Annotated in this window: 10 protein-coding genes; 7 read left to right on the plus strand and 3 right to left on the minus strand. The window is 71.2% G+C overall.

The features are described from left to right. Positions 1-7: 7 nt before the first annotated feature. The 4 genes from ACGFIV_RS07530 (at position 8) to ACGFIV_RS07545 (ending at position 5557) form a co-directional block, all read left to right on the plus strand. Complete coding sequence (locus tag ACGFIV_RS07530; RefSeq protein WP_358558722.1) at positions 8-1063, plus strand: iron-containing redox enzyme family protein; 1056 nt, start codon at positions 8-10, stop codon at positions 1061-1063. Further along, entirely contained in the window at positions 1063-2049 is a 987-nt protein-coding gene (locus ACGFIV_RS07535; protein WP_358558724.1) for a glycosyltransferase, read from the plus strand. Before ACGFIV_RS07530 ends, ACGFIV_RS07535 begins: the two co-directional genes overlap by 1 nt. A gap of 93 nt (positions 2050-2142) precedes the next feature. Next, positions 2143-4023 (plus strand): ABC transporter ATP-binding protein, encoded by a 1881-nt coding sequence (locus ACGFIV_RS07540; RefSeq protein WP_392832888.1) that lies wholly within the window; start codon positions 2143-2145, stop codon positions 4021-4023. A 49-nt stretch (positions 4024-4072) separates the two neighbouring features. Continuing rightward, positions 4073-5557: a cryptochrome/photolyase family protein gene (locus tag ACGFIV_RS07545; RefSeq protein ID WP_358558728.1), complete on the plus strand. Its 1485-nt coding sequence runs from the start codon at positions 4073-4075 to the stop codon at positions 5555-5557. Positions 5558-5620: 63 nt separating this feature from the next. Here ACGFIV_RS07545 and ACGFIV_RS07550 read toward each other — a convergent pair whose 3' ends face one another. Continuing rightward, positions 5621-5992 (minus strand): STAS domain-containing protein, encoded by a 372-nt coding sequence (locus ACGFIV_RS07550; RefSeq protein ID WP_358558730.1) that lies wholly within the window; start codon positions 5990-5992, stop codon positions 5621-5623. Positions 5993-7005: 1013 nt separating this feature from the next. Between ACGFIV_RS07550 and ACGFIV_RS07555 the strand changes: the two genes are divergently transcribed. From ACGFIV_RS07555 to ACGFIV_RS07565, 3 genes are all read left to right on the plus strand, one after another. Continuing rightward, on the plus strand, positions 7006-8343 hold the full coding sequence (locus ACGFIV_RS07555; protein WP_358558732.1) for a sugar ABC transporter substrate-binding protein: 1338 nt from the start codon (positions 7006-7008) through the stop codon (positions 8341-8343). A 181-nt stretch (positions 8344-8524) separates the two neighbouring features. Continuing rightward, positions 8525-9547: a sugar ABC transporter permease gene (locus ACGFIV_RS07560; RefSeq protein ID WP_358558734.1), complete on the plus strand. Its 1023-nt coding sequence runs from the start codon at positions 8525-8527 to the stop codon at positions 9545-9547. Next, the gene (locus ACGFIV_RS07565) at positions 9540-10379 is read left to right on the plus strand and encodes a carbohydrate ABC transporter permease (RefSeq protein ID WP_358558736.1); all 840 of its coding nucleotides are present in this window, start codon (positions 9540-9542) and stop codon (positions 10377-10379) included. Before ACGFIV_RS07560 ends, ACGFIV_RS07565 begins: the two co-directional genes overlap by 8 nt. A gap of 152 nt (positions 10380-10531) precedes the next feature. On the opposite strand, the gene ACGFIV_RS07570 is transcribed toward ACGFIV_RS07565, so the two are convergent. Both ACGFIV_RS07570 and ACGFIV_RS07575 read right to left on the minus strand, forming a co-directional pair. Continuing rightward, positions 10532-11584 carry a LacI family DNA-binding transcriptional regulator gene (locus ACGFIV_RS07570; protein ID WP_358558738.1) on the minus strand — a complete coding sequence of 351 codons (1053 nt, stop codon included), beginning with the start codon at positions 11582-11584 and terminating at the stop codon, positions 10532-10534. Between the two features lie 102 nt (positions 11585-11686). After that, complete coding sequence (locus tag ACGFIV_RS07575) at positions 11687-14218, minus strand: glycoside hydrolase family 3 C-terminal domain-containing protein (protein ID WP_392832894.1); 2532 nt, start codon at positions 14216-14218, stop codon at positions 11687-11689. Between the last annotated feature and the right edge of the window lie 175 nt (positions 14219-14393).

The following is a 14393-nucleotide window of genomic DNA, read 5'->3' on the forward strand; positions in this document are numbered from 1 at the left end:
GAACCGCATGGAACCCGTGGACATCGTGAGCGCGAGACAGGCAGGGGAGACCGCCCCGGCGCTGCCGGAGCCCCGGGGGCCGGTGAGCGCCTTCCTGTTCGAGCGGCTCGTACGCCCGCCGCACGAGCTGGGCGAGCTCGTCGTGCCCTCCGCCGATCCTGTCCCCTACGACGAGGATCTCCAGCTCGCGCTCTTCGCCTGCTACGAGCTGCACTACCAGGGTTTCGGCGAGGTCGACGACCGGTGGGAGTGGGATCCGTCGCTGCTGCGCGTGCGGGCGACGCTGGAACGGCGGTTCGAGGACGGCCTCGCGGCCGTGGTCCGCCGGCCGCCGCCGGTGCCGGCGCGGGAATTGCCGAGGGCGCTCGGCAGGCTGGCGGCGGAGGCCGACGACGGCCCCCCGCTCGCGGACTACCTGCACCACGAGGCCGGGCGGGCGCACTTCCGCGAGTTCGTGGTCCACCGGTCGATCTACCACCTCAAGGAGGCCGACCCGCACACCTGGGGGATCCCCCGGCTGCGCGGTCACGCCAAGGCGGCGCTGGTGGAGATCCAGGCCGACGAGTACGGAGGCGGGCGCACCGAGCGGATGCACGCCGAGCTGTTCCGCGCCACGATGCGCGGTCTCGGCCTGTCCGACTCCTATGGGGCCTTCCTCGGCCGGGTCCCGGCGATCACCCTGGCGGTCAACAACGTCATGTCGCTCTTCGGGCTCCACCGCCGCCACAGGGGCGCCCTGCTCGGCCACCTCGCGGCGCTGGAGATGACGTCCTCGCTCCCGAACGCCAAGTACGGGCGCGGACTGCGGCGCGTCGGGGGAGACGCGACCGCCGCCCGGTTCTACGACGAGCACGTGCAGGCCGACGCCGTCCACGAGCAGATCGCCGGGCACGACATGTGCGGGACGTTCGCCGCCGCGTATCCGTCCATGGCCGGCGACATCCTGTACGGGGCCGCGTGCGGCCTGGCGCTCGACCGGCTCTTCGCCGAACATGTCATGAAATCGTGGGAGAACGGGGCCACGTCGCTCCGAGGCGGTGGCCTGGCGGCGGAACCCGCGTGATGGATCTCGACTACGTGCTGCCCCTTCGATGGAGGGATGACGCCAGGCTGGAGGAGATGACCGCCTACCTGCGCCGGCTGAGCACGTACGCCCGGGTCGTGGTCGTCGACGGCTCGGCGCCGGAGCTGTTCGAGCGGCACGCGCGGGCCTGGGGGCACCTCGCCGACCACGTACGGCCCGACGGCGACCTCGACTTCGTCAACGGCAAGGTCTCGGGCGTCACCACGGGCCTGCGGCGGGCCCGGGGGGAGCACGTGGTCATCGCCGACGACGACGTCCGCCACGACGAGGACACGCTGGCCCGCGTGGACGCCCTGCTGGCCGGGGCCGACCTCGTGCGCCCGCAGAACTACTACCGCCCCCTGCCCTGGCACGCCCGCTGGGACACCGCCCGCACCCTGCTCAACCGGGCCTTCGGCGCGGACTACCCGGGGACGTTCGGCGTGCGCCGGTCGACCTTCCTCGCGATGGGCGGGTACGACGGCGACGTGCTGTTCGAGAACCTCGAACTCATCCGCACGGTGCGGGCGCACGGCGGGCGGGAATGCCGTCCCCGCGACCTGTTCGTCCCCCGCGTCCCGCCCGGTCTGGACCGGTTCCGCGCGCAGCGTGTCTGGCAGGCCTACGACGACCTGGCGCAGCCCGCCCGGATGGCGGTCTTCCTGCTGATCCTGCCCGCCGTGACGGCCGCGCTCGTGCGGAGGCGTCACCGGGCGGTCCTCGCGTGCGCGGGCCTGGTGGTCGTGCTCGCGGAGGTCGGCAGGCGCCGGGGCGGGGGCAGGCGCGTCTTCCCGTTCACCAGCTCCCTGCTCGCGCCCGGCTGGGTCCTCGAACGAGCGGTCTGCAGCTGGCCGGCGCTGGTGGCCCGGGTCACAGACAGGGGGATCCCCTACTGGGGGAGGCGCATCCACGTGGCGGGGCACTCGACCGCCCATCTCAGGAGGAGCCGTCCCGCCCTGACACCGGAAAGCTTGACCTCGACTTAAGTTGAGCAATTAGGGTCTGGTACAGGTCACCGGTGACGACCGCCCCGGTGACCTCTTTCGCATACTGACCCAGATCAGGACCGGTGGTACGTCATGGACATGGAAGTGACCGCGTGGCATTCGCTGTACAACGCGATGCACGCGCAGGACGATCGGCGGCCGTTCTCCATGGCCACCCTGCGGCGCGTCGGCGGGTTCGCGCGAAAGCACCGCGGGATGCTGGCGTGGTTCCTGGTGCTCAGCGTGGTGACGGCCGTGCTGGCGGTGGCTACGCCGGTGCTCGCGGGCCGCGTCGTGGACGCGATCGTGAACCGCTCGCCCTTCGAGACCATCCTCGGGCTCGCCGTGCTCATCGCGGGCATCGCGCTCCTGGACGCGGGGCTGGGGCTGCTCACACGCTGGCTGTCGGCGAGCATCGGTGAGGGGCTGATCCTCGACCTGCGCACGGCGGTGTTCGACCACGTGCAGCGCATGCCCGTCGCCTTCTTCACGCGCACCAGGACCGGAGCGCTGGTCAGCCGCCTGAACAACGACGTCATCGGCGCCCAGCGGGCGTTCAGCAACACCCTGTCCGGGGTGGTCGGCAACGTGGTGACGCTCGCGCTGACGCTGGTCGTGATGATCGGCATCTCCTGGCAGGTGACCCTGATCGCCCTGGTGCTGCTGCCGGTGTTCGTGCTGCCCGCGCGCCGCATGGGCTCGCGCCTGGCGCGGCTGGAGCGGGAGGCGGCCAACCACAACGCCCTCATGAGCACGCAGATGACCGAGCGCTTCTCAGCGCCGGGCGCCACGCTGATCAAGCTCTTCGGCAGGCCGGCGAAGGAGTCGGCGGAGTTCGCCATCAGGGCGCGGCGGGTGCGCGACATCGGGATCCGCACGGCCATGGTGCAGTCGGTGTTCGTCACGGCGCTGACGGTGGTGTCCGCGCTGGCGCTGGCCATCGTCTACGGCCTCGGCGGCTACTACTCCCTGGCCGGCCGGCTGGAGCCGGGCGCCGTCGTCGCGCTCGCGCTGCTGCTCACCCGGCTGTACGCGCCGCTGACGGCCCTCGCCAGCGCGCGGGTCGAGGTGATGAGCGCGCTGGTGAGCTTCGAGCGGGTCTTCGAGGTGCTCGACCTCAAGCCGCTGATCGCCGACCGGCCGGACGCCCGCCGCGTCCCCGACGGGCCGGTCTCGGTGGAGTTCGACGACGTGGTCTTCGGCTACCCGGCGGCCGACAAGGTGTCGCTGGCGTCCCTCGAAGAGGTGGCCACCCTGGACACGCGGGGAGGGGCCGAGGTGCTGCACAGGGTGTCGTTCCGCGCGGAACCGGGCCAGATGGTGGCGCTGGTCGGCTCGTCGGGGGCGGGCAAGTCGACGATCGCGCAGCTCGCGACGCGGCTCTATGACGTCGAGGCCGGCGCCGTGCGGCTGTCGGACGTGGACGTCAGGGACCTGTCGGCCGAGTCGATCCGCGAGACGCTCGGCATGGTCACGCAGGACGGGCACCTGTTCCACGAGTCCGTCCGCGCGAACCTCCTGCTCGCCAGGCCCGAGGCCTCGGAGGAGGAACTGTGGGACGTGCTGCGCAGGGCCCGCCTGGAAGATCTGATCGCGGCGCTCCCTGACGGGCTGGACACCATCGTCGGCGAGCGCGGCTACCGCCTCTCCGGTGGCGAACGCCAGCGGCTGACCATCGCGCGGCTGCTGCTGGCGCGCCCGCGCGTGGTGATCCTGGACGAGGCCACGGCCCACCTCGACTCCACGTCGGAGGCGGCGGTGCAGGAAGCGCTGGGGGAGGCCCTGGCCGGGCGGACCGCCGTGGTCATCGCCCACCGGCTCTCCACCATCAGGGCCGCCGACCTCATCCTGGTGATCGAGGACGGCAGGGTCGTCGAGCGCGGCACGCACACCGACCTGCTCGCCCAGGGCGGCCGGTACGAAGAGCTGTACCGCACGCAGTTCGACCAGCCCCGCGCGGCGGCGGTCGGCTGAGCCCTCCACCCGCGGTGAGGTGCGGAAACGGCCGTACGAAGATGGGCATATGGGGGATCACGGCAGGCGATGGCTCTTCGCCGACCAGCTCGGCGACCACTTCCTCGACTCCGCGGAGCAGCCGGTGCTGCTGGTCGAGGCACGGTCGGTGCTGCGGCGCCGGCGTTTCCACCGGCAGAAGGCCCACCTCGTGCTGTCGGCGCTCCGGCACCGCGCGGCCGAGCTCGGCGAGCGGGCGGTGTTCCTGCGGACGGAGACCTACGGCGAGGCGCTCGACCGCGTGGGCGGGGGGCTCACCGTCTGCCATCCCACCAGCTACGCGGCCGACGCGTTCGTCCGGAGCCGCGAGGAGGTGACCGTGCTCCCGGCGCGCGGCTTCACCACGACCGCTGTGGAGTTCAAGGCATGGGCGGAAGGCAGGGGCGACGGGCGCAGGCTGCTGATGGAGGACTTCTACCGCGACGCCCGGCGCCGCCTCGACGTGCTCATGGAGGGCGACGGCCCGGCCGGGGGGCGGTGGAACCTCGACGCCGACAACCGCCGCCCGCCGCCGTCGGAGGGGATGGAGGTCCCCGGGCCGTGGCGGGCCGAGGAGGACGAGATCGACCAGGAGGTGCGCCACGACCTCGACCGCAGGGAACGCGAGGGCGAGGTCGCCTTCGTGGGACGTGACGGGCCGAGGACCTTCCCCGCCACCAGGGAGGAGGCGCTGCGGGCGCTTCAGCACTTCGTCGCCCACCGGCTGCCGGTGTTCGGGCCGTACCAGGACGCCATGCTGTCGGCCGATCCGGTCATGGCCCACAGCATGCTCTCTCCCGCCGTCAACCTCGGCCTGCTCGACCCCATGGAATGCGTGCGCGCCGCCGAGGACGCCTACCGGGCCGGACGGGCGCCACTCGGGAGCGTCGAGGGGTACGTCCGGCAGCTCATCGGCTGGCGTGACTACGTCTGGCACCTGTACTGGCACTTCGGCGAGCGGTACCGGGAGCTCAACCGCCTGTCGGCGCGGACGCCCCTGCCCGGGTGGTTCACCGAACTGGACGCCGACGCCGTGGAGGCGCGCTGCCTGTCGTGGGCGCTGCGCCAGGTCCGCGACACCGGGTTCACCCACCACATCGTGCGGCTGATGGTGCTGGGCAACTACGCGCTGCAACGCGGGTTCGACCCCGCCCGGCTCACCGACTGGTTCCACCGCTGTTTCGTCGACGGGTACGACTGGGTGATGGTGCCCAACGTGGTGGGCATGTCCCAGTACGCCGACGGGGGGATGCTCGCGACCAAGCCCTACGCCGCCGGTGGCGCGTACATCAACCGGATGAGCGACTTCTGCGGGGGCTGCCGGTACCGTCCCGACCGGCGGACCGGCGAGGTCGCCTGCCCGTTCACTTCGGGTTACTGGTGGTTCGTCTCCCGCAACGAGGAGCTCCTGGCGGGTAACCCGCGAACGGCCCGCAGCGTTTACGGCATGCGCCGGCTCGCCGACGTCGAGGAGGTGTGCGCCCAGGAGGCCGAGCGGGGGGACGCCGCACCGTAGCCTGAACCGGCTCGCCGTACGGGGGGCCCGGCCGCTTCCGGACGGCCGCTCCCGGACGGCCGGTCAGGGGAGCTTGCGGGAGGCGGGGCTCTCCAGAGGGCCGCCTGCGAGGGCGGCGGCCATGGTCGGGTAGATGTCGAAAGCGTCGCCGATGCCCGTCACATCCATGATCTTCCTGGGCGTGGGGCAGAGGCAGCACAGCGCGCAGGTGCCGCCGCACCGCGTGGCCTTCTCGCAGGCCCCCACCAGGAGCCGCAGGCCCGCCGAGTCGATGAACTCCATGCCGGACAGGTCGAACAGCAGCCTGGGGCTGGTCGCGCGCAGGGCTTCGTCGATGCTCTCCCCGAGATGGGGGGCGCCGTTCCTGTCCACCTCGCCGATGATCGTGATGACGGTGAACTCGCGGCGGGCCTCGCGGCGGACCGTCAGCGGCATGTCGACCTCCCGACCTGGGACCTGGCCCAACCCAGTCTCTTCCTGCCCGGCACGCGAGCACAAGGCCGCCACGGAGAACGGGCCGCGTTCGAAGGAAGGGGCCGGTCGGGCAAGGCCCCCGAGGGGGTCGGCCAGGCGGCAGCGGAGAGCGCTCTCCGTCGAGGGTTACGCGCGTGTTTCGTCGCCGCCATCCGGCGACCGGCCGTCTCCGGGCCGCGTCCGGAGGCCGTCAGGAGGGGGCCTCGGAGGCCCCGGCAGGCCTCTGACCCGTGGGTTCACCGCGTTCCTGACGAGCGGTAAGGCAATCGAAGATCGATCTGGTGTCCACACTGTGATCCAGGCGCGTCTCACGGCTCTGTGGAGGTCAGACAAGTGGCTCGATGAGGCCCCACGTGTTTCGAGGGGGTGAGCAGGGGGTTTCCAAATCGTCAGCAAGGATGTGTTGACAAGTCGTGATACAGCGGACAATCTCTGTCTGGAGAGCGCTCTCCCTCATCCGTCGTCACCCTTGATCGACGGGTACCCCCTTGCACCAAGGAGAGGCTGTGCAATCCTGCACGCAGTCCGGGCCTACACCACACAGGTCCGCTCACCGCCTTCCCGGCGGTGTCGATCGCGTCCGGCCTGGCGGTGACCGGCCCCGCCGTGGCCGTCGACAGCCTGCTCTCTCAGGGCGAGACCGCCTCCACCCTCTTCACCGAGAACGCGGGCACACCCGCCTCGGCGGTGGTGGCGGACTCGGGCACGACGCTGTCGCCACGATGCGTCACGTCATCGACACGACCGGGGGACCGGCGAACGCGAGTACGCGGGTCGTCCACGTCGACCGCTACCCATGACACATCATCCGGGTCCCGCCGGCGGCGGGACCCGGCGTCCTTGAAGGAGGAGGTCTCTCTTTTGGCCTTTGACGGCCTCCTTTCGACTTCCCGTCCCCTGGCGGAGAGGCCGATCCGGCGTAGGGCGGCTCCATCGGCACGAGGCCGGAGCCGCGTTCTAGTGAGGGGTTCATTGTGCGTATAGGCAAGTTCGGATATGTCGCGGTCGCGGGCGCGCTGATGGTGGCGGCCGCGGCGTGCGGTGGCGGTGGCGACGGCGGCGGCACCGCGGCCGGTGGCGGGTCGGCCGACGACGGCGCGGGCAAGACGCTCACCTACTGGGCGTCCAACCAGGGCACCAGCCTGGACAACGACAAGCAGGTGCTCCAGCCCGAGCTCGACAAGTTCGAGAAGCAGACCGGCATCAAGGTGAACGTCGAAGTGGTTCCCTGGGCCGACCTGCTCAACCGGATCCTCGCCGCCACCACGTCGGGCAAGGGCCCGGACGTGGTCAACATCGGCAACACCTGGTCGGCCTCGCTGCAGGCCACCGGCGCCTTCCTGCCCTTCGACGACACCCTGCTCGCCGGGCTGGGAGGCAAGGAGCGCTTCCTCGGCCCGAGCCTCGCCGCGACGGGCGCCCCCGGCAAGCCGCCCACGGCCGTGCCGATCTACGGCATGACGTACGGGCTGTACTACAACAAGAAGATGTTCAAGGAAGCCGGCATCGACAAACCGCCGGTCACCTGGGACGAGCTGGTCGCCGACGGCAAGAAGCTCACCAAGGGCAAGCAGTGGGGCCTCGCCGTCGAGGGCGCCAGCGTCAGCGAGAACTCCCACCACGCCTTCATCTTCGGCCAGCAGCACGGCGCGGAGCTCTTCGATTCCAGTGGCAAGCCGCAGTTCGACTCTCCCCAGAACGTCGCGGCCATCAAGCAGTACCTGGACCTGATGGCGGCCGACAAGATCGTCAACCCGAGCAACGCCGAGTACTCCAACGGCACCGAGGCCGTGAACGACTTCGTCAACGGCAAGGCCGCGATGCTGATGTGGCAGTCCATCGGCTCGCAGATCAAGGCCGCCGGGCTGACCAACGAGACCTACGGCCTCGCGCCCATTCCGCTGCCCGCGGCGGACTCCGGGGGCAAGCAGGTCAACGGCATGGTGGCCGGGATCAACCTCGCCGTCTTTAACTTCACGAAGAACCAGGACGGCGCTCTGAAGTTCGTGAAGTTCATGACGAGCCCGGAGGAGCAGCAGATCCTCAACAAGACGTACGGGTCGCTGCCCACCGTCCAGGACGCCTACAACGACCCGGCGTTCCAGAGCGAGGACATCAAGACGTTCCAGGAGATCCTCGGCAAGACCGCCGCGCCGCTGCCCCAGGTGCCGGAGGAGAGCCAGTTCGAGACCCTGGTCGGCACCGCGATGAACCAGCTCTGGGCCGACGCGGCCAGCGGCAAGCCGATCACCGAGGAGGCCGTCAAGGCCAAGCTGACCCAGGCGAACCAGCAGGTCCAGCCCGGTAGCTGACGTTCCACCCGAGTACGACGGTGCCGGGCGGGGGCCTTCCCCCATCGTCTCCCGGCCGGCACCGGCCCCCGCCGGGTCGTTCACGAGACGGCCCGGCGGGAGGTCCACGAACACCTTCAAGCCGTCCACACGAACACCCTCACGCCGTCCACGACCGGCACTGCCGAATCGAGAGGAATAGATGGTCGCCCGTACCACGCCTCAGCAAGACGAGCGGCGCGCGACCGCGCCCGCCGGAGGCGGGCCGCCCCCGCCCGGAAGGGGGCTGCCATCGCGGGTCGCGGGCCGGATCCCGGTACGGCTGCGCCGCCTGGGCGTGCCCTATCTGATGATCCTCCCGGCGATCGTGCTGGAACTGCTCATCCACGTGGTGCCGATGCTCATCGGCGTCGGGATGAGCTTCCTGCGGCTCACGCAGTTCTTCATCAGGAACTGGTCGGCCGCCCCCTTCGTGGGGCTGTCGAACTACCAGATCGCGGTCGACGTCAACTCGGCCGTCGGCAGCTCGCTGCTCCACTCGTTCCTCATCACCATCGCGTTCACCGCGCTGGCGGTCGGGTTCTCCTGGCTCTTCGGCACGGTAGGGGCGGTGCTGATGCAGGGCGCCTTCCGCGGTCGCGGGCTCCTGCGCACCTTCTTCCTGGTGCCCTACGCGCTGCCCGTCTACGCCGGAGTGATCACGTGGAGCTTCATGTTCCAGCGTGACACCGGGTTCGTCAACCACGTCCTGGTCGACCAGCTCGGCCTCGGCGGCGCCGACCGCCCGTTCTGGCTGATCGGCACGAACAGCTTCGCGGCGGTCGTGGTGGTCTGCGTGTGGCGGTCCTGGCCGTTCGCGTTCCTGATCCTCATGGCGGGCCTGCAGAACATCGACCGCGACCTGTACGAGGCCTCGGCCATCGACGGCGCCGGGTGGTGGCGGCAGCTTCGCTCCATCACACTGCCCATGCTGCGCCCGGTGAACCAGGTGCTGATCCTGGTGCTGTTCCTGTGGACCTTCAACGACTTCAACACCCCATATGTGCTGTTCGGGAAGGCGGCGCCGCAACAGGCGGACCTCATCTCGGTGCACATCTACCAGAGCTCGTTCATCACCTGGAACTTCGGCTCGGGCTCGGCGATGTCGGTCCTGCTGCTGCTGTTCCTCCTCGTGGTGACCGCGGCGTACCTGGCGATCACCTCCCGGAGGAGGACCAATGCATGAGCCGCGCTGGCTGCCGTGGGCGCGATGGATCGGCCTCGGATTCCTCGGCCTGTTCACCCTGATCCCGCTGTACGTGATGGCGAGCTCGGCGATCAAGCCGCTGCAGGACGTGCAGAACGGCTTCCGCTGGATCCCCTCGACGATCAGCTTCCGGCCCTTCGCCGACATCTGGAAGACCATCCCGCTGGCCCGGTACTTCGTGAACAGCGTCGTCGTGGCGTCCATCGCCTCCGTGCTGTCGGTGACGGTGGCGATCTTCGCCGCCTACGCGGTGAGCCGCTACCGCTTCCCCGGCAGGAAGACCTTCACGATCACGGTGCTGTCGACCCAGATGTTCCCGGGCATCCTGTTCCTGCTCCCGCTGTTCATGATCTTCGTGAACCTCGGCAACGCCACCGGCCTGGAGCTGTACGGCACCCGCACCGGGCTCATCGTCACCTACCTGACGTTCTCGCTGCCGTTCTCGATCTGGATGCTGGTCGGCTACTTCGACTCCATCCCGGTGGCGCTGGACGAGGCGGCCAAGGTGGACGGCAACGGGCCGCTCGGGGCGCTGTTCCGCGTGGTCATCCCGGCCGCGATCCCCGGCATCGTGGCGGTCGCCATCTACGCGTTCATGACGGCGTGGGGCGAGGTGCTCTTCGCCTCGGTCATGACCGACGACTCCACCCGCACCCTTGCCGTCGGCCTCCGGGGCTACGCCACCGAGAACGACGTCTACTGGAACCAGGTCATGGCGGCGTCCCTGGTGGTGAGCATCCCGGTCGTGGCCGGCTTCCTGCTCCTCCAGCGCTATCTCGTTCAGGGCCTCACCGCTGGTGCGGTGAAGTAGACCGCGAGCCGCGTACGCGCGCGCCCGCCCGAGGCGCCCGACCCGCGTACGCGGCTCCGGATCCACCCGCCCCTCATGCGCGCGCCTTCGATTCACGCCGCTTCGATTCACGCGGCCGGGATCCAGACCTCCGGGGCGGCGGGCGCGTGCCGTCAGGCGGAGTCCCTGACCACCAGGGAGGGCTCGAAGATGATCGAGGTCACCGGCTGGCCGGGATCGTCGACGTGGGCCATGAGCAGCCGTGCCATCTCGGCCGCCATGTCCTCGACGGGGTGGCGGATCGTCGTTAGCGGGGGCCTGCTCGCGGTCGCCGCGCTGCTGTCGTCGAAGCCGACCACGGCGACGTCGCCGGGCACGCGGCACCCGTGGTGGCGCAGCACGGGAAGGGCGCCCTGGGCCATCAGGTCGTTGGCGATGAAGACGCCGTCGATGCCGGGATGCTCGCTCAGCAACCGCTCCATCGCGGCCTCTCCGCTGCCGAGGGTGAAATTCCCCTCGACGCACGGGATGTACGGATAGCCGTGCGCCGCCATCGCGTCGCGGAACCCCGAAAGCCGGTCCTGGCTGGCCGCCACGTCCAAAGGCCCGGAGATGGTCGCCACACGGCGGCAGCCCCGCGCCACCAGGTGGTCGGCGGCGAGCTTCGCCCCCGCGCGGTGGGCGACGTCGACGTAGCTGATGGGGATCGGCTCCGCGGGCCTGGCGAAGAGCACGGCGGGCAGGGCCGCGTCGACCAGCAGCCGGGGGAGCGGGTCCTCCGACTGGGTGGAGACCAGGACGGCGCCGTCGGCGTTCCCTTGGCGGAGATACGCGATGACCTGGGCGCGGGCCTCGGCGGTCTCGGCGAACATCAAGATCGGGTGGATGCCCCGGGGGCGCAGGAAGCCGACCACGCCGCTGGCCACGCGGCCGAAGAACGGGTCGGCGAAGACCTGGCTGTGAAAGGGGTTCTCCCCGCTCTCCTCGCCCGCCCCGGACACGACCAGGGCGATCGCGCCGGTGCGGCGGGTGACCAGGGAGCGGGCCGCGCGGTTGGGGACGTAGCCGGTGTCGGCGATGGCCCGCCTGACCGTCTCCTGGATCGTGGGATCGACGTTGCGGATGCCGTTGATGACGCGGGAGACGGTGGCGCGGGAGACACCCGCCGCGCGCGCCACGTCCTCCAGGGTGGGGGATGCCGACACAGGCGGGCGACCTTCGCTCATGTGGCTTTTATAGCATGGCGGGAGAGCGCTCTCCAACGCGCTCGCCCGCCCTGGCCTCCTACATCACGCGTAGGCGGCCATATCGGTCGTAACAGGTCTCAGTCACCGGCTCACAGTACCGGTGCTCAATGGTAGGTCGCCCGCACTGCGGCCCGCCAGTACGGTGAACGACCCGGGCTCGTTGGTCCAGTCCCGGTCCTCAGGGGACCAGTGCTGGAGGGCGCGGGCCGGGACCTCGACCTCGGCCTCCACGGTCTGCCCCGGCCCCGCCTCGACGCGCGTGAAGCCGGCGAGCCACAGGGCCGGGCGCCGCACGCCGGACTCGGGCCGTGCCAGGTAGACCTGCACGACCTCGCCACCGGCCCGCTCGCCGGTGTTGCGCAGCCGCACCCGCACGGTGAACGGGCGGCCGGGCTCGGCGTGCGCCGGCGCGACGACGCTCTCGTACGCCCAGGTGGTGTATCCCAGCCCGTGGCCGAACCAGTACGCAGGGGCGGCCGGTTCCCGCAGCCACGCCCGGTAGCCGATGTCGGGGCCTTCGGCGTACTCCAGCACGCCGTCCACGGGCGTGGTGCCGATGAGCGAGGTGTCGGCCCACGTCGTGGGCAGGCGCCCGCCGGGTTCGGCGCCGCCGAAGAGCACCCGCGCGAGGCCGTCCCCGTACTCCTGGCCGGCGAACCAGCTCAGCAGCACGGCGGGCACCTCCTCGCGCCACGGCATGGCGACCGGACCTCCGGCGTTGACCACCACGATCGTGTCGGGGTTGGCCGCGACCACCGCGCGGACCAGGGCGTCCTGGTCGCCGGGCAGGGCCAGGTCGTCGCGGTCGTAGCCCTCGCTCTCGACCTCCTCGGTCGTGCCGACGACCACGATGGCGACGTCGGCCGCCTTCGCCAGCTCGATCGCCGCCTCCAGCTCCTCGGCGTCCCCGCGCTTCGGCGGGTCGGCGGCGAGCGCCGAGGCCAGCCCGCTGTCAGGGTCGAGGCGGCGCCGCGCGACCAGCTCGACCTCCTGGCCCGCCGCGAGGCTCAGCGTGGCGTGCCGGTACGGCGGGGTGAGGTGCACCGTCGCCGGGTCGTCGGTGTCGCGCTCGACCTCCTCGTCGATCAGCGTCGTGCCGTCCGCGGAAAGGAACACGTGGCCCCATCCGGAGACGGCCAGGTTCCACTCTCCGCCGACCTCGGGGCACAGGCGGGCGCTGATCTCGACGGTGGCCGAGGAGTCGACGAGGGCCGGTTCGAGGATGCGGCCGGTGAGCCGGTGCTCGGCGTGCAGCTCGGCCCCGTCGGCGTCCAGCAGCCGTACGAGCACGCCGGGCTCGCCGGTCAGCGGGTCGCGGGCGTTGCCGAGGTCGAGCGGGGTGGGACGGCTCGGGAGGTGTACGCCGGCCGCGTGGGTGACCTCGGCCAGGCCGGCCAGCGCGTCACGGACGCCGTCGAGCGGCGAGACGGTGGAGACCGGGTAGACGCCCGCGCTGCCCCCGCCCTGCACGCGCGGCGAGGCGGCGCTCGGGCCGATCAGCGCCACCCGGGTCAGGCGCCCGGGGTCGAGGGGGAGGACCGACCGCTCGTTGCGCAGCAGCACGGTGCCGGCCACGACCGCGTCGCGCAGCAGCGCCCGGCTGCCCGCGTCGGTCGGCGTGCCGGGGTGCGGGCCCCCGAGCGCGGAGTAACCACCCTGGGCCTCCGCGACGGGCGCGCCGCCGGGGGAGGGAGCCGCCAGGCCGGAGTGGGGATCGTCGGGGGACAGGGCCGCCACGCCGGAAGGGGGATCGTCAGGGGACAGCGCGCCCACGCGGGAGGCCAGGCGCAGCAGGCGGCGGACCTTCTCGTCGACCGCCTCCTCGGGCACCTCTCCGGCCCGTACGGCCGCGACCAGCGCCTCGCCCCACGGCCCGTCCGGTCCCGGCATGGCGAGGTCCTGCGCGGCGCGTCCCGACGCGACCGTGGAGCGCACCGCCCCCCAGTCGGAGATGACCAGGCCGTCGAACCCCCACTCGCCCTTCAGCGGCTCGGCGAGCAGCGGGTTCTCGCTCATGGTGGCGCCGTTCACGCCGTTGTAGGCGGCCATGACCACCCACACCCCGGCCTCGACCGCGGCCTCGAACGGCGCCAGGTACACCTCGCGCAGCGTCCGCTCGTCCACGCGCGCGTCCAGCGTGAGCCGTTCGGTCTCTGAGTCGTTGGCCACGTAGTGCTTGGCCGTCGCGGCGACCCCACGCGACTGCACTCCCCGGATGTAGGCGACGCCGATGCGCGCGGTGAGCAGCGGGTCCTCGGAGTAGCACTCGAAGTGACGGCCGCCGAGGGGCGAGCGGTGCAGGTTGATCGTGGGAGCCAGCAGCACGTCGACCCGCTTGCGGCGGGCCTCGTCGCCCAGCAGCTCGCCGAGCCGCTCCACCAGGTCCTCGTCCCAGCTCGCGGCGAGCCCGGTGGGAGAGGGGAGGGTCAGGGAGGTGCTCCGCTCGTCCCATCCCTGGCCGCGGACGCCGATCGGCCCGTCGGAGGTGACGATGGAACGCAGGCCGATGTCCGTCAGCGCGTGGGTCCGCCACGCGGTCGCTCCGGTGAGCAGTCTGACCTTCTGCTCCAGATCCAACTTGCGCACCACGTCATCGAACTGCTCGTCGGTCACTCTGGTTCCTCTCGGGGGATTGGAGAGCGCTCTCCGTCCTGGCCATAGATTCACCGCCGGAGGCGAGGATGTCAATGGGGCACCCGCCACCCCCCCCCTCCGGGCGAGAGGGTTTCGGCCACATGAGCAGCACGTTTCGTTCCGGTTGCGAATCGGTCTTGACAGCGCTTGACCG

It is taken from the genome of Sphaerisporangium sp. NPDC049003, from assembly GCF_043197795.1.
Classification (GTDB): Bacteria; Actinomycetota; Actinomycetes; order Streptosporangiales; family Streptosporangiaceae; genus Sphaerisporangium.